The following is a 15,524-nucleotide window of genomic DNA, read 5'->3' as shown; positions in this document are numbered from 1 at the left end:
TGACCCAGGCGAAGTCCCTGGGCTTCGTGACCGCGTACGCGTCCGGTGCGGCCCGGCCCAATGCGTCCAACCTGAACTTTTCCGCCGGTCAGACGGTCCCCAACCTCGTCACGGTCCCGGTCGGGTCCGACGGCAAGGTGACGCTGTTCAACAGTTCCTCGGGCACGTCCCAGCTGATCGCCGACGTCGCCGGCTACTACCTGCCCGGCACACCGACCGCGACCGGCGCCTTCAAGGCCATCGGACCGACCCGGATCCTTGACACCCGCAATACCAAGCCGGTGGCCGCGGATTCCGCGGTATCCGTCCAGGTCGCCGGGGCCAACGGGGTCCCCACCGGTGCCCTGGCAGCCGTCTTCAACCTCACCGTCACCTCGCCCAAGTCCTTCGGCTTCATCACCGCCTACCCGAACGGTTCAGCACGGCCCAACGCGTCCAACCTGAACTTCTCGACCGGACAGACGGTACCGAACCTGGTCTCGGTGGCGCTCGGCTCGGATGGAAAGGTGGCACTGTTCAACCGGTCCTCCGGATCCTCCCAGCTCATCGCCGACCTCGCGGGGTACTTCCTCCCCTAGAAGCGCGTGATTGAGGTTCCAGCGCACCGAACTGAACCCGAGAAGCTGTAGTCGCAGTATGGACCGCAGCACCTCGGGTTCAGTTCTGCGCCCGGTCAGGAGTGGCCGTTAGTCGGGTCAGGCGGGTACTTCGTCGGGCCAAGGCATGAGCGGGGCGCTGTCGTGCCGTCCGTCCGCCGGCGTGGAACAACCCGTGAGTTCTCCTCCACAGGCCGCCGCGGCGCCGGCTGCGGGCATGTTTTCCACTTAGCGGACTTCGTGGCTTACCGCGCCGTGCCCAAGCCGGGAGAGTCGAATCAGCCGGCGATCCTGCCGGTGTCCCGTGGAAGGAAAGCAGATGTCAGTCAATCAGGACACTCCCGCTGCGAAACGCATAGACAGCGGGGAAGATGGGGTTGCCGAGGTGTACGAAATCTATCCCGGCGCCAGCTTGGTTGTTCCCGTTCAGCCGAACGGACGAAGGAGGCCGCTCTCGGCGCAGGCAGGAATGGCAACCGCCGAATACGCCATCGCAACACTCGCCGCCGTAGGGTTTGCCGGAGTTCTCGTGTTCATCATGCGCAGTGATGAGGTCCGGGGTTTCCTCCTGAACCTCATCCGCACGGCGCTTACGCTGCCATGACGCGGCTCTGGCGCGCGGGCGGGAGCGGGCGGCGGGGGTCGCCGCGAACCCCGGACTGCCTCGGGGCGGTCACAGCGGAGTTCGCCGTGGCGCTGCCGTCGGTCGTCTTTCTGCTTGCCATGCTGCTCGCGGGTTCGGCAGCCGGGGTGATGCAACTTCGCGTCGAGGAAGCGGCCCGGGGTGGTGCCCGTGCGCTGGCCCGAGGGGCCGCAGCCGGCGAAGTCGGAGGGATTGTCCGCCAGCTTGCCGGCGAAACCGCAGCGTCGACCGTGGCCCTCGACGGCGAATGGCTCAGGGTCACGGTGTCCGGCCGTGTCCCCGGGGCTGTCGGTTCCCTCATTCCGTGGACCCTGAGCGCCAGTGCCTGGGCGCGTCCGGAAACCCCCGGCGCGGCACAACCTGTCCCGGGTGGATGGGGCTTCCCGCTCGGGACGGGCACATGATGTCGCCGGTTAGTGCCGGGGCCAGCGGGCCATGGCGCCGGACTCCGTCCCCAGGCCATGACGTGTACCGCTGCCGGCCGCGGGAGCGGGGATCAGGGACGGTCCTGGCCTTGGGACTCGGGCTGGTCGTGATCATGGCGGCAGTCTTGTTGCTGCTTCTGGCTCAGTCAGCCGTCGCGGCGGCCAGGGCTGCGGCGGCTGCCGACCTCGCAGCCCTGGCGGCAGCGGACGCCGCCCGAGGAATCACATCCGGTGAGCCGTGCGCCGTCGCCCGGGAGGTCGCACGGAAGAACAACGCCATTGTGCTCGCCTGCTCGAAGGGCGCGGACACGTCAGTCCAAGTCAGCACCGAGATCAACGTCGGGCCGTTCCTCGGCGCTGCCAGAGGTCTGGCCAGGGCCGGTCCACCCCCGGCGCCCCGGAACGGACCCTCACCGTGAGGGCTGCTTTGCCCGTGGCAGGACGCGCGGCGCTTCGAAACAACCGGGATTCACCCGCTGGCACGCCCTGCCAGGGCTGCGCCAAACGCGCTATGGCTGCCCTGCTAGGGCCGCGCCAAACGCGCTATCCGGCGCGGAGCGGTTTGGGCGGGATCTTTTTCCGTACCGACCGCTGTACCGGCCGCCGTACCGGTACCGGCAGCGGCCGTGGCCGCACCCGCCGCGCCGGCGCCCGCAACGGCCGTGCCAGCCGCCCCCGTCCCAGTGCTGTCGGCGTTCATCAGCTCGCTGGCGTCTTTCAGCAGCACGTCAATCAGGGTGACGGCGGCGTCCTTGTCGAGAGGGTTGTTCTTGTTGCCGCACTTGGGTGACTGGACACACGATGGGCAACCGGACTCGCATTCGCAGGCCTTGATGGCGTCCCGCGTGGCGGTCAGCCACACCCGGGCCTTGTCGTATCCGCGTTCGGCGAAGCCAGCCCCGCCGGGATGGCCGTCGTAGACGAAGATGGTAGGCACCCCGGTGTCGGCGTGGATGGCGGTGGACACCCCGCCGATGTCCCAGCGGTCGCTGGAGGCCACGAGCGGCAGGAGACCGATGGCTGCGTGCTCGGCGGCATGCAGGGCTCCGGGGAACTGCGCCTCGATCAGTCCCGCGCCGGTCAGCGAGCGGTTGTCCACAACGAACCAGACCGCCTTGGTAAACAGGTCTCTGGCCCCCAGTTCCAGTGGTTCTTCCCCGAGGATTTCATTTGAAATCAGTGCCTTGCGCTGGAAGGAGACCACCTGGGTCGTCACCTTGACCTCGCCGAAATGTACGGCCACGTCGCCCCACCGGGTGGTGCGTTCGGTTTCGAGGACCTCGATCTGGGTCACGTCGCGGGCGGTGGTGTAGTAGTCGGGGTTCGCCCGGCGCACCATCACGCAGTGATCGCCCTCATTGAGGTCCTCCACGACGTAGCTGTCGCCCTGGTGGACGTAGACGGCGCCGGTGTGGGCCTGGTAGTGGGTCTGGGGCGAATCCATGGTGCCGAGCAGGGACCCGGTGTCGGCATCCACGATGCTCACCGGACCCCCGCCGTCGGCGCGCAGGTTCACCATAGCCGCAGCACTCTGCGGGTGGGTCCAAAACCAGCCGGCCGGCCGTTTGCGCAGGTAGCCCTGCGCCACCAGGCGCTCCAGCAGCTTCTCCGAGGTGGCCCCGAAAAGGTCAAGTTCGGCGAACCCCAGCGGAAGTTCCGCGGCGGCGGCGCAGAGATGCGGGCCCAGCACATAGGGATTGGAGGGATCGAAGACCGTGGCTTCCACCGAGACGTCGAAAATCGCCTCGGGGTGGTTCACCAGGTAGGTATCCAGCGGGTCGTCGCTGGCTACGAAGGCCGCGATCGCGTCCTGGCCGGCCCTGCCCGCCCGGCCGATCTGCTGGAACAACGACGCGCGGGTGCCTGGCCATCCGGCCACCAGGACGGCGTCGAGACCGGAAATGTCGATGCCCAGCTCCAGCGCAGACGTGCTCGAGACGCCCAGCAGCTCACCCGAGCGCAACGACTTTTCCAGCGCCCGCCGCTCCTCCGGCAGGTAGCCCGAGCGGTAGGCGGCCACACGCTGCGGCAGGCTGGGGTCCACTTCATCGAGCAGGCGTTTGGCAATGGAGGAAATCGTCTCGGCTCCGCGCCTGGATTTGATGAAGGCAATGGTCCGGGTCCGGGAGGACACGAGATTGGCCAGCAGATCGGCGGTCTCGGCGACGGCGGTACGTCGCTCCTTGGCGCCGTTCTCGCCCCGCACTTCGGTCAGGGCAGGCTCCCAGAAAGCTACGGTCGTGGATCCGTGGGGCGAGCTGTCTTCGGAAACGGCACGGACCGGTGCGCCGATGAGCCTGCCGAAGGACGTTCCGGGCTCTGACGCCGTGGCCGACGCCGCGATGAACACGGGGCCCGGGTGTGAGCCGCCCGGGCTGTAGTAGGCACAGATCCGGCGTAGCCGGCGCATGAGGTTGGCGACATGGGAGCCGAACACTCCGCGGTAGCTGTGGGCCTCGTCCACGATCACATAGCGGAGGCGCCGGAAGAACCGGGCCCACCAGGCATGGTTCGGGAGGATGCCGAAGTGCAGCATGTCAGGATTGGCGAGGATGAAGTTCGCATGGTCCCGGATCCAGCGCCGGGACGCGGGATCGGTGTCGCCGTCGTAGGTTTCGGCCCGGACGGTGGGGAGTTTCAGCGCGCGGATCGCGGACAGCTGGTCCGCTGCGAGGGCCTTGGTGGGGGACAGATAGAGGGTCACGGCGCCGTCGTCGTGGATCTTTCCGGGATCGGCCAGGACCCTGAGTTCGGAACGGTGGATCGCGTCCAAGGCTGGTAGCTGGTACGCCAGGGACTTGCCGGACGCCGTGCCGGTGGCAATGACCACGTGTTCTCCGGCGTGGGCCAACTCGGCGGCCTGCACCTGGTGGCGGTAGGGCTCGTGGATGCCCAGGGAACCGTAGGCTGTCACGAGATCCGGGTGGGCCCAGCCCGGCCACGGCGCATTGACGGCCTCGCGGGCGGGGATCGTTCGCACATGACGCAGCTGTTCCGGGTCCGGACCTCGGCCCAGCAGCGGAATCAGGGACTCATGCGGGTTCACTCACACATTCTTTCATCCGGCCTCAAATCGCCGGAGAAGGCAGCCCGGGTCCCGCAGCGCCCGGCACGCGCAGGGCCTCAGCCGACGGAGAGGTCAGCGCCTTCGTCCGAGGTCGACAGCATCAGAACGTGGCAGACCATGCGCCAGCCGAGGTGCGAATAGAGCTTCTGGCCGTCCAGAGACGCGAGCAGCAGCCCGGAGTCGACGTCGTGCTCGAAGGCCTGGGCCGCCAGGGCCTTCATGATGAAGCTGCCCAGTCCCCGCCGCTGGTACGCCGGCGCCGTCACGATCTTGTCGAAGATGGCGGTGTGTCCCACCACAAATACGCGCCCGCTCGCGGCGGTCTCTTCGCCTGCGTGGACCACAGCGTGGTGCACGCCGTCCGTCCGGGACGTCTCCAGCTTGAGGTCGTCGTCGGAAAGCCAGGGGTCCTCCGAGTCCTGAGTCTCCATGTCCACGATCATCATGGTCTGGGAAGCCGAGGTGACATGGAGGCCGTTTTCCTGGCCGAGGAACGTGTACCGGGCCACGTCATTGGTGAGGATCGTGAGGACTCGGGCCGGCACTTCAGCCGTCCTCGCCGCCAGCTCCGCAAACTCCGAATCGGACGGGTCGAAGGCAAAATATTCCCATTGACCGGTGGTGTCTGCGCGCAAGGCCGCAGGGAACCGTCCCTCCCTGCGCGTCTCATATCCGCGACAACCTGCCCATCCGGCAACCCAGATTTCCAGCAGATGAGTGGTGTCTTCAACCATGGCGTCAAGACTCATGTGATGAGCGTATTCCAGCCGTGCCACAAGCAACAGGGGCCGGGTCCGGGAAGTGTGCTCGCTTATGGAATTGTGACTGTCTCCCGGCCTCCCGTCCCAGCCAGTACCCTTAAAAGTGTGGCTTTGAACAGGATTGTGCTCTTTTACGGATTTACCCCCCTCGCTGACCCGGACGCCGTCCGGCTGTGGCAGCGCGCGCTATGCGAAAAACTCGGCCTCACCGGCCGCATCATCATCTCCAAGGACGGCATCAACGCCACGGTCGGCGGGGAGCTGAACGCCGTGAAGCAATACGTCAAGACCACGCGGGAGTACAAGGGATTCCACGGGATCGACGTGAAGTGGTCCGACGGAGGCGCGGCAGACTTCCCGCGCCTCAGCGTCAAGGTGCGGGATGAAATCGTCTCCTTCGGCGCCCCGGGCGAGCTGAAAGTCGACGCCGACGGCGTGGTGGGCGGCGGGACGCACCTCAAACCCGAGGAACTCCACGAACTCATTGAAGCCAAGAAGGAACAGGGCGACGAGGTCGTGTTCTTCGACGGACGCAACGGCTTCGAGGCCCAGATCGGAAAGTTCAAGGATGCGGTGGTCCCCGAAGTCGCTACCACCCACGACTTCATCAAAGAACTCGACTCGGGCAAATACGATGCCCTCAAGGACAAGCCGGTTGTCACCTACTGCACGGGCGGCATCCGCTGCGAGGTGCTGTCGAGCCTCATGGTGAACCGCGGGTTCAAGGAGGTCTACCAGCTCGACGGCGGCATTGTCCGGTACGGAGAGACCTTCAAGGACGACGGCCTGTGGGAGGGATCCCTGTACGTGTTCGACAAGCGCATGCACCTGGAGTTCAGCGAGGACGCCAAGACCATCGGCCAGTGCGTCCGCTGCTCGGCGCCCACGAGCAAGTTCGAGAACTGCTCCAATCCGAGCTGCCGGACCCTCACGCTTTACTGTGCCGGGTGCGCAGCGAGCCCTGAAACCCTGCGATGCCCCGAGGGCTGCGCCGCCTGATCGGCCGAGGCTGGACTATCCCAGCCGGTCCTGGCGCCCCGAGGCCCCCTGCAGGCGCGGCCCCGCCCGATGGGCGTTGCTTACGCAAGAGGCGTTGCTCACGCAAGAGGCGCGGCCCCCAGTGCGAGGGTTGTCTCAGATCCGGCTCACGCGGTAGGCGAAGTTTGCTGCGGCCCGCCCGGTCACCTGGACGGAGAGCACCGCGTCCACGGGCAGCGAGACGACGTTCACTCGTGACGTTCCGCAGCGCAGGCTCAGGTCTACCAGCGACTCATCCCCATTGCGGACGGTGAAAGACACCCGGGCCGTGCTGCGGCACGCCAGCGTCAGGGAATAGGTGCCGGCGGGCAGTTGCGTTGTTGTTTCTGTGTGCACCGCACCGGCCGCCACGGAGCCGTAGCTGGTGTGAAACACCTGCCCCGCGGCGTCGGGAAGCGCGTCGTCGACCCACTGCTCCAGCTCTTCACCGGACACCGGCTCGTTGCGATGGGGATCCTGCGGCAGGGCGGCGTCGGTGGTCGGCGCGGCGGAAACAGTGGGCGAGCCATCGTCCCAATGGTCGGCGCTGTATTCGTACTCGCAGCCGGACAAGACCGCCCCGAGGAACACCGCAATTGACAGCACCGCGGCGGCGGCCGGGGTGCGCCGTCGCGGCAGCCTGCGGGCCGGCACAGTTGGCATACCCTGAGATTAAGATCGCCCCGATGCAAACACCAGAGGTCGAAGGTCCGCGGCGGGCGGTTTTCCCAGAAGGTGCCGAGCCGGCCGCCGTGACCGGGTTGCGGGCGGACCCTACTCGGACGCGGCCAGGTGGTAGGCGTAGATGATCGGGGCGTCCACGCTGGACGTGCTGAGCTTCACCTCGCCCGCGGCGGGCACCGTGATGCGGGCGGTTTCGCGGCTGCCGTTGCAGGCAGCTCCTGCCTCGGTCAGCGGCCGGCCGGCCAGGCTGACGGCGAAGAACGCCTTACCCCCGCCGTCGCAGGTCATGGTCAGGGTGTAGGTGCCGGCGGGCACACCGGACGCGGTCCGGACGATCGGATCGCGGTTCAGGATTTTGCCGGCGTCCTCAAGCACAGTCCCGGGGGCCGAGGGCAGAGCGGTCGCCTTCCAGGCCGGGACATCGACGCCCTGAATTGAACCGGGCGGGGTACATGCCGTTGCGGCCAGCACGACGGCGGCTGCGGCCGCGCCCGTAAGCGTCCGCCTTACCAGCAGGGTCGCCGGCGCGTGAGAGGAGGGAAAAAGCATGCCTCCAACTTAGCGCCTTGCAGCTGCACCCCCGGCCGCGCCGGCCGTCCAGCGGCGCCTCCCGCGGGCTCTTGACGTTGACGTAACGTCAAAGTTTAGAGTCGTGGGGACGGCCCGGGACGGCCCGGCAGGCGACAAGCGCGGCACCGGGAGACGGTGCTCCGGGAGACGGCGAACCGGGATGACCGGCGCCGTCGGCAAGCTACTTCCGACGGGGCAGCCGGCCCTACGCAAAGGAGGAGATATGGACTGGTCCGTCCAACAAATCGCGAAATTGGCGGGCACCAGCGGACGGACTCTGCGTCACTATGACGACATCGGCCTGCTCAAGCCCAGCCGTACCGGCAACAACGGCTACCGGTACTACGGCCCCGACTCGCTGGTCCGTCTGCAGCGGATCCTACTACTGCGTGACCTGGGGCTCGGGCTGCCGGCGATCGCGGACGTACTCGCCGGCCAGGCGGACGCGGAGTACGCCCTGGGACGGCATCTGGAGTGGCTGCAGATGGAACAGGACCGGCTGGGGCGGCAGATCGCTTCGGTCCGGCACACCATTGAGGCACTGCAAGCGGGAGGAAAGATCATGGCAGAGGAAATGTTCGACGGCTTCGACCACACCCGGTACCGGGACGAAGTCCAGCAGCGGTGGGGCCAGGACGCCTATGCGACCTCAGATGCCTGGTGGCGCGGCATGCAGGCCGAGGAGAAGGCTGCCTGGCAGGAACAGTCCCGGCAGCTTGGCGCCGACTGGAGGGCCGCGGCAGAGTCGGGCGTCACGGCGGACAGCGTTCAGGCCCAAGACCTGGCCCGGCGCCACGTCGAATGGCTCAGGGGCATTCCCGGCACCCCGGCGGCGCCGCCCGCCGCAGGAGGCGGTGGAGCAGGCGCTAGGGCAGCAGGCGGCACCGCAGTTGCCGTGCCGGACATCAAGGGGTACGTGACGGGACTCGGCGAGATGTACGTGGCGGATCCCCGGTTCGCCGCGAACTACGGCGGTGCCGAGGGCGCGGCCTTCGTCCGGGATGCCCTGCGGCTTTATGCGGAGACCCGGCTCTCGCCGGCCCCGCCCAGTCCCCGGGACTAAACTTGTGCGGTGACGTCCTCAGCCCAAAACCCCGCCCCGCAGGCTCCCGCAGCACCGCGTCCGGCCACGCCAACTCCCGCCATCGCAGTTCGTTCATCGCCGTTCACGGCCGGCAACACTCCGGAGGCGCCGCGGAGCGACCTCCCCGGCCTCCTCGAGGCCCTGGCCGGGGACCTGCGGGCCGTTGGCTACACCGTGGATGGCGTCGCCGGGCTGCTCGGCGAGGCTGCGCACTCTGCCCTCAGCCGGGACCAGCTCATCCCCGCACTGATCGTCACCGGGCGCGCCTCCGGTGAGCCGTCGACGGCGGCGCTCGCCGCCGTCGTGCGTCTCTGTCTCCTGGCCGAGCCGCAGCGTGCGGAGACCCTCGACGCCGCGCTGCCCGGCATCCGCACGGAGGGGCTGACGGAACTCGGGCTCGTGGAGCGGTCCGACGAGGACCTGATCCGGGCGAAGGTGGATCTGAGGCCGTACGGCTGGGACCCCACTGTCGGGGACGATGGCGTGGCGAGCGGCGGGGCGGACCTCTGGGTGGCCAGCGACCTCGCGGCCCACCAGCGCGCAGGCGTCCTCCGTCACGACCACGTCCTGGGGATCGGGCAGGCCTCCACCACCCTGGTCCAGGTCACGGCCCGCCGGCATGTGGCCAGGGCCCTCGACCTCGGCACGGGCTGCGGCATCCAGACGTTCCATCTGCTCCACCACGCGGAGCACGTGACCGCCACGGACATTTCCGAACGCGCCCTCGCGTTCACCCGGTTCAATCTCTTGCTCAACGCCGCCGAACTGCACGTGGACCCGGCGGATCCTGAGGCCCGCGTGAGCCTGAGGCTCGGGTCCCTGCTGGAACCCGTCGCGGGGGAGGAGTTCGAGCTGGTGGTGTCCAACCCGCCGTTCGTCATTACGCCGCGCAGCCTGGGCGAGACCCCCGTGGACCAGTTCACCTATCGCGACGGCGGCCTGCCGGGGGACGAGATCGTTTCTTCGCTGGTCCGGGCCCTGCCCTCCGTTCTCGCGCCGGGTGGAACGGCCCAGCTCCTGGGCAATTGGGAGATCGAGGCGGGGGCGGCCTGGTCCGAACGGCCCCAAAGCTGGGCCGACCCGGCCGCCGACGTCTGGTTCATCCAGCGGGAGCAGGTGGGGCCGGAGCAGTATGCCGAGACCTGGCTGCAGGACGCCTCCGAAAACCGGGACCGCCAGCTCTACCAGGACTCGTATGCGGCGTACCTTGACGACTTTGCCTCGCGCAATGTGGCGGGAATCGGTTTCGGCATGATCTGGCTGCGCCGGCCGGCTGACGGCGCCGGGCGCGTGATTTCCCGTTTCGAGGAGATCACGTACCCCATCGAACAGCCCGTGGGGCCGCACCTGGGCGCGGCGGTCGAGCGTGCCGACTGGCTGGCCGCCCACGATCTGGCCGCCGCTCACCTGCTGGTCGCGGAGGACGTCACCGAGGAGCGGCACCAGCGCCCGGGGGCGGAACACCCCGGCGTCATCCTGCTGCGGCAGGGTGCCGGGCTGCGCCGCACCAACCTGCTGAGCACCGAGCTGGCCGGCTTTGTTTCAGCGTGCGACGGCGACCTGTCCGTCGGGCAGATCGTCGGCGCCCTCGAGGCCCTGCTGGGCGGCTATGAGGGGTTCGACGGCGCGCAGTTCCGCGCCGGCCTCCTGACCGAAGTCGGTAACCTGGTTCGCGACGGCTTCCTGCTGCCGGCCTGAGACGGCAGGCGCCGCCGCAACCGGGTCTGGCGCCCTCACGCCTGCCGTTCCAGCCCCGGCGGCCGTGACGGCAGGCGCTGCCGCGATACCGCGTGCGTCCTCCCGGCCGAACCTCGGCAGGACGTACGCGGTGAGGGCAAGAGTGACCAGCACCGCGACGGCCCCGGTGAGCAGGAAGCTGACACGCACCGGCACCAGTGCGCCCAGCAGCCCGCCCAGGGCCAGGGCGGCGATCGAGACGGCGCGTGTCATCCCACCGACGATCGCCATGGCCTGGCCCCGGCCGCGTTCGGGTATCCGGAGGATCGCGATCGCCCCGAAGCAGGCATTCAGGACGCCGCAGGCCATTCCCGTCCCCGTGTAGGCCACAAAGAGCATCTCCACGGTGGGGACCATCCCCGTGATGCCCAGGAACGCCGAGGCCAGGGCCATGGAGGCCAGCAGCACGCGCAGCCGTAACGCCGGCGTGGTGATCCTGCCGGCCATCGCGGCCCCGCCCGCCATGCCGAGGCCGAACGCCGCGGCCAGAAAGCCATACTGCGTCTCGGTGGCGCCAAGTTCGCCGCGGGCCAGGAACACTTCAAGGACATTCGTGGCCTCGCCCACGACGATAAAGAACATCGCCCCCAGGACCAGGGCCCAGACCAAGCTGTCCCGGCGGATCAGGCGCAGCCCGTCGAGCAGTGCGGGCTTCGCCTGGCCGGCCCGTTCGGCCGCCGTGCCGCGGCGGGTTCTGATTAGCAGGGCGCCCAGCCCCATGGCGACATAGCAGCCGCTGGCCACGGCGAACACGAGTCCGGCGCCGCCCCAGCCGCTGAGCATGCCGCCCGCGGCCGGCCCGGCCATGCCGGCAATCATGACGGTGGCCTGCATGGTCCCCATCGCCCGCGGGGTGCGGTCCTCGCCGACGAGCCGGGGCAGCAGGGCCTGCCAGGTGGGGCCGGCCACGGCCTGGGCCGCGTCGAGCAGGAACGTCATGGCAAAAAGCACGGGCAGGTAGTTCTCCACATACTGCATGCCCAGGCCCATGCCGGCGACGGCGGCGGCACTGACCGCGGAGGCCGCCGTCGCCAGCGTGCGGGAGTCCCTGGTGTCGGCGAGCCGGCCGGCCCACGGGGCCAGCAGGACCAGAGGCAGCGCTGAGCAAAAGAGGTAGGCAGCCACGAGCCAGGGCCCGGCGACAGGGGTTCCCCCGGCAGCGGCCGCGTTCTGCAGGTGCAGCATGACGCTCACGACGACGGCGCCCATCCCCGCCGTCGCAACGAACCTGGCGGTGCTGGCGATCAGGAAATCGCGGTTGCGCCACAGGGGCTGCACCGCCGCTGAGGGGGCAGACGATTTATGAAATATCTGTTTCATAAATAGGAAGCTAGTCCCGGCCGGGACTAGATGTCAAGCATTTCTTTCATATTTTGGAGCGGCTGGATACACTGGAGGGGTGAATGCAGAAACCCCGACGGCGGAGTCCCCGGCTCCGCCGGCCGCCAAGCGCCGGCACCGTCCGGAAAAGCAAGTGGAAATCACCGACCCGAAGGCGATCCGGGCTCTCGCTCACGCCGCCCGGCTGGAGGTCATTTCCGAGCTGTATTCCACCCAGGTGAGCCGGACGGCCACCGAACTCGCGGCGCAGACCGGCCTGACCCCCAGCGCCATGAGCTACCACCTGCGGGCGCTGCAGAAGTGGGGCATTGTGGTCCCCGCAGCCACGGCAGGGGACGCCCGGGAGCGGCGCTGGAAGGCTGCCGGCACCGATTTCACTATTCACTCGCTTGGCGGAGTGGCCAGCCCTGAGCTCGCCGTCCTTGATCTCGAGCTCGAAGCCTACCGCCGCCGGGTGCTTGCGTACGCCAAGACCCGCAATGAACGGCGCGAGCGCGGCGAGACCGGCGACGGCCCGTCGTCGGTGGTGCTGGCGAGTAACCTGCTGTACTTGACGCCGGAGCAGCGGTCCGAGTTGACGCGGCGCGTCTTCGACCTCCTGCGCGATTATGAACTCGAGGATCCGGACCATGTGCCCGACGGCGCCGAACGCATGGCCACCATGTGGTCGATGATTCCGGACGACCGCGGCCCGGCCGCCGCGAAACCCGAGGCCGGCAGCGCCTGAGCCGCCGCCCGGCGCGGCCTCCAGGACCACCGGGCGCCCTGCTCTTTTGCGGCCGAAACCCGCCTCCGCGGGGCCGTCATTTCCGGCCGGATGCGCGCGATTCTGCAAAATATGGTGAACTAGGCGGGTATGGGCGCATCTGCCCGAGCAACCTTTTTCTGTAGGAGCACCGTGCCAAGCAAGGCCAAAACCGGCAAGAAACTCGTGATCGTGGAGTCTCCCGCCAAGAGCAAGACCATCGCCAAGTACTTGGGCGAGGGCTTCATCGTTGAGGCCTCCATTGGTCACATCCGCGACCTTCCGCAGCCTTCCGAGCTCCCCGCGGAACTGAAGAAGACCCCGCTGGGCAAGTTCGCCGTCGACATTGAAAACGACTTTAAGCCGTACTACGTCGTGTCCGCGGACAAGAAGAAAAAGGTCGCCGAACTCAAGGCCCAGCTTAAAGACGCCGATGCGCTCTATCTCGCAACCGATGGGGACCGCGAGGGCGAGGCCATCGCGTGGCACCTGCTGGAAGTCCTGAAGCCAAAGGTGCCGGTCTACCGGATGACCTTCGGTGAAATCACGAAGGAAGCCATCCACCGCGCCATGGACAACCTGCGCGACGTGGACCAGGACCTGGTGGACGCACAGGAAACCCGGCGCGTCCTGGACCGCCTCTACGGCTACGAGATCTCACCGGTGCTGTGGCGCAAGGTGGCCCGCGGTCTGTCCGCCGGCCGGGTGCAGTCGGTCGTGACCCGCATGGTGGTGGACCGGGAGCGTGAGCGCATGGCGTTCAAGGCTGCCTCTTACTGGGACCTGACCGGCCAGTTCAGTGCCGACGCCGGAGCCTTCAAAGCGAAACTCGCTGCCGTGGACGGCTCCAAGGTGGCCAGCGGCCGCGACTTCAATGACAACGGCGAACTCACCTCCCGCAACGTCATCCACCTCAACGAGGAACTCGCCACCGCCTTGGCGGTCGGCCTGCAGACCGCTGATTTCCGCGTCCGTTCTGTCGACACCAAGCCGTATACCCGCCGCCCGGCGGCGCCGTTCACCACCTCGACGCTGCAGCAGGAGGCCGGCCGCAAGCTGCGATTCTCCTCCAAGAGCACCATGCAGGTGGCCCAGCGGCTCTACGAAAACGGCTACATCACCTATATGCGTACGGACTCGTCCGCACTGAGCGACGAGGCCGTCACCGCCGCCCGGCGCCAGGCAGCCGAGCTGTACGGCACGGAATACGTGCCCCAGTCCCCGAGGGTCTACACCAGCAAGGCCGCCAACGCCCAGGAGGCCCACGAGGCCATCCGCCCGGCGGGCGACTCTTTCCGCACCCCGGCCCAGGTCGCCAAGCAGCTCTCCGGCGACGAATTCCGGCTCTACGAGCTGATCTGGAAGCGCACCGTCGCCTCGCAGATGGCTGATGCCAAGGGCTCCACTGCCACCATCCGCCTGGGCGCCGTGACCGTGGGCGGAGCTGCCGCCGGTCGCGACGCGGAATTCTCCGCCTCCGGCACCGTCATCACCTTCCCCGGCTTCCTGGCCGCCTATGAAGAGGGCAAGGACGAAAGCCGCGGCGATGACGACTCCGAGGAAGCCCGCCGCCTGCCGAACGTGGCCAAGGACGACTCCCTGACCGCCTCGGACATCGTCGCCGTCGGCCACGAGACCTCGCCGCCCCCGCGCTACACGGAAGCATCGCTGACCGCTGAGCTGGAAAAGAAGGGCATCGGTCGTCCTTCCACCTACGCCTCCACCATCTCCACCATCCAGGACCGCGGCTACGTCCGGAAGCAGGGTTCCGCGCTGGTCCCGAGCTGGATCGCGTTCTCCGTGATCCGGCTGCTTGAACAGCACTTCCACGACTACGTGGACTACGAGTTCACGGCCGACATGGAAGCTGACCTGGACAAGATCGCCAACGGACAGGCGGCCGGACCCGCTTGGCTCAAGCACTTCTACTTCGGGGAAGACGCTGAGCCGGGCCTGCTGAGCATCGTCAACAACCTCGGCGAGATCGACGCCCGCGAAATCAACTCGATTCCGATCGCCGAGGGCATCACGCTGCGGGTCGGGAAATTCGGCCCGTACCTGGAAAGCTCCGTCCCGACGGTCGATCCCAAGACCGGCGAAGTGGTTGAAGCCGCCCGCGCCAACGTCCCCGAGGACCTGGCGCCGGACGAGCTCACCGCCGCCAAAGCCATTGAACTCATGGAGACCGCGGCCCCGGAAGAGCGCGTCCTCGGCACGGACCCGCACACCGGCCACACGGTCCTGGCCAAGAACGGCCGCTATGGCGCCTACGTCACCGAGATCATCCCGGAAATGACCGAGGAGCAGCTGGCCAGCCAGCCCGTGGAGTACTACAAGAACGGCAAGCCGAAGCCGCCGAAGAAGCCCGTCAAGGCCAAACCGCGTACGGGTTCCCTGTTCGCTTCGATGAGCGTGGAGACGGTCAGCCTGGACGAGGCCCTGCAGCTCATGAGCCTGCCCCGCGTGCTGGGCCAGGACGCCGAGGGCAACCCGATCACGGTGCAGAACGGCAGGTTCGGCCCGTACCTGAAGAAGGGCACGGACTCCCGCTCCATCGGCTCCGAGGAGGAAATCTTTACGATCACGCTGGAACAGGCGCTGGAGATCTACTCGCAGCCCAAGCAGCGCGGCGCCCGTGCCGCCGTGCCGCCGCTGGCCGAGTTCGGCCCGGACCCGGTGTCGGAGAAGAACATCGTGGTGAAGGAAGGCCGGTTCGGCCCGTACATCACCGACGGCATCACCAACATCACCGTGCCGCGCTCCACCTCGCTGGAGGAGCTCACCCGGGAACAGGCCGTCGAACTCCTCGCGGAGAAGCGCGCCAGGGGCCCGGTCAAGCGCACGACGACGGCCC

General features: G+C 68.0%; 13 protein-coding genes and 1 pseudogene. 9 read left to right on the top strand and 5 right to left on the bottom strand.

The features are described from left to right. The 4 genes from ABD243_RS13395 to ABD243_RS13380 all read left to right on the top strand — a co-directional run. Positions 1 to 578: hypothetical protein (locus tag ABD243_RS13395; protein WP_344366597.1), on the top strand; the 578-nt coding region annotated here is incomplete at its 5' end. A gap of 337 nt (positions 579 to 915) precedes the next feature. After that, entirely contained in the window at positions 916 to 1,200 is a 285-nt protein-coding gene (locus tag ABD243_RS13390; protein WP_344366595.1) for a DUF4244 domain-containing protein, read from the top strand. An 86-nt stretch (positions 1,201 to 1,286) separates the two neighbouring features. After that, positions 1,287 to 1,643: a TadE family type IV pilus minor pilin gene (locus tag ABD243_RS13385; RefSeq protein WP_344366591.1), complete on the top strand. Its 357-nt coding sequence runs from the start codon at positions 1,287 to 1,289 to the stop codon at positions 1,641 to 1,643. Between the two features lie 110 nt (positions 1,644 to 1,753). Continuing rightward, on the top strand, positions 1,754 to 2,083 hold the full coding sequence (locus ABD243_RS13380) for an Rv3654c family TadE-like protein (protein ID WP_425547200.1): 330 nt from the start codon (positions 1,754 to 1,756) through the stop codon (positions 2,081 to 2,083). A gap of 104 nt (positions 2,084 to 2,187) precedes the next feature. Here the strand turns inward: ABD243_RS13380 and ABD243_RS13375 are convergent, their stop codons facing one another. Both ABD243_RS13375 and ABD243_RS13370 read right to left on the bottom strand, forming a co-directional pair. Further along, complete coding sequence (locus ABD243_RS13375; RefSeq protein WP_344366585.1) at positions 2,188 to 4,710, bottom strand: DEAD/DEAH box helicase; 2,523 nt, start codon at positions 4,708 to 4,710, stop codon at positions 2,188 to 2,190. 77 nt (positions 4,711 to 4,787) lie between these two features. After that, positions 4,788 to 5,480: a GNAT family N-acetyltransferase gene (locus ABD243_RS13370; protein WP_116765301.1), complete on the bottom strand. Its 693-nt coding sequence runs from the start codon at positions 5,478 to 5,480 to the stop codon at positions 4,788 to 4,790. A gap of 117 nt (positions 5,481 to 5,597) precedes the next feature. Here ABD243_RS13370 and trhO point away from each other — a divergent pair, with 117 nt between their 5' ends. Beyond that, the gene (gene trhO, locus ABD243_RS13365; protein ID WP_344366581.1) at positions 5,598 to 6,491 is read left to right on the top strand and encodes an oxygen-dependent tRNA uridine(34) hydroxylase TrhO; all 894 of its coding nucleotides are present in this window, start codon (positions 5,598 to 5,600) and stop codon (positions 6,489 to 6,491) included. 135 nt (positions 6,492 to 6,626) lie between these two features. On the opposite strand, the gene ABD243_RS13360 is transcribed toward trhO, so the two are convergent. Together ABD243_RS13360 and ABD243_RS13355 are read right to left on the bottom strand one after the other, a co-directional pair. After that, positions 6,627 to 7,172: a hypothetical protein gene (locus tag ABD243_RS13360; protein WP_344366577.1), complete on the bottom strand. Its 546-nt coding sequence runs from the start codon at positions 7,170 to 7,172 to the stop codon at positions 6,627 to 6,629. A 111-nt stretch (positions 7,173 to 7,283) separates the two neighbouring features. Then, positions 7,284 to 7,742, bottom strand: coding sequence for a hypothetical protein (locus tag ABD243_RS13355; protein ID WP_344366574.1), 459 nt, complete (start codon positions 7,740 to 7,742; stop codon positions 7,284 to 7,286). A gap of 244 nt (positions 7,743 to 7,986) precedes the next feature. Here ABD243_RS13355 and ABD243_RS13350 point away from each other — a divergent pair, with 244 nt between their 5' ends. Together ABD243_RS13350 and ABD243_RS13345 are read left to right on the top strand one after the other, a co-directional pair. Beyond that, the gene (locus ABD243_RS13350) at positions 7,987 to 8,826 is read left to right on the top strand and encodes a MerR family transcriptional regulator (RefSeq protein ID WP_344366570.1); all 840 of its coding nucleotides are present in this window, start codon (positions 7,987 to 7,989) and stop codon (positions 8,824 to 8,826) included. Between the two features lie 81 nt (positions 8,827 to 8,907). Then, positions 8,908 to 10,545 (top strand): DUF7059 domain-containing protein, encoded by a 1,638-nt coding sequence (locus ABD243_RS13345; RefSeq protein ID WP_344367145.1) that lies wholly within the window; start codon positions 8,908 to 8,910, stop codon positions 10,543 to 10,545. Between the two features lie 90 nt (positions 10,546 to 10,635). Here ABD243_RS13345 and ABD243_RS13340 read toward each other — a convergent pair. After that, positions 10,636 to 11,793 (bottom strand): annotated as a pseudogene (locus ABD243_RS13340) (MFS transporter); the annotation flags it as partial. Between the two features lie 190 nt (positions 11,794 to 11,983). Here ABD243_RS13340 and ABD243_RS13335 point away from each other — a divergent pair. Beyond that, positions 11,984 to 12,652 (top strand): ArsR/SmtB family transcription factor, encoded by a 669-nt coding sequence (locus ABD243_RS13335; protein ID WP_344366565.1) that lies wholly within the window; start codon positions 11,984 to 11,986, stop codon positions 12,650 to 12,652. Positions 12,653 to 12,823: 171 nt separating this feature from the next. After that, positions 12,824 to 15,524: type I DNA topoisomerase (topA, locus tag ABD243_RS13330; RefSeq protein ID WP_344366562.1), on the top strand; the 2,701-nt coding region annotated here is incomplete at its 3' end.

It is taken from the genome of Arthrobacter humicola (assembly GCF_039531445.1).
Lineage (GTDB): Bacteria > Actinomycetota > Actinomycetes > Actinomycetales > Micrococcaceae > Arthrobacter > Arthrobacter humicola.
Note: the sequence above shows the minus strand (reverse complement) of the source record. Positions and strands in the feature narration are given on the sequence as shown.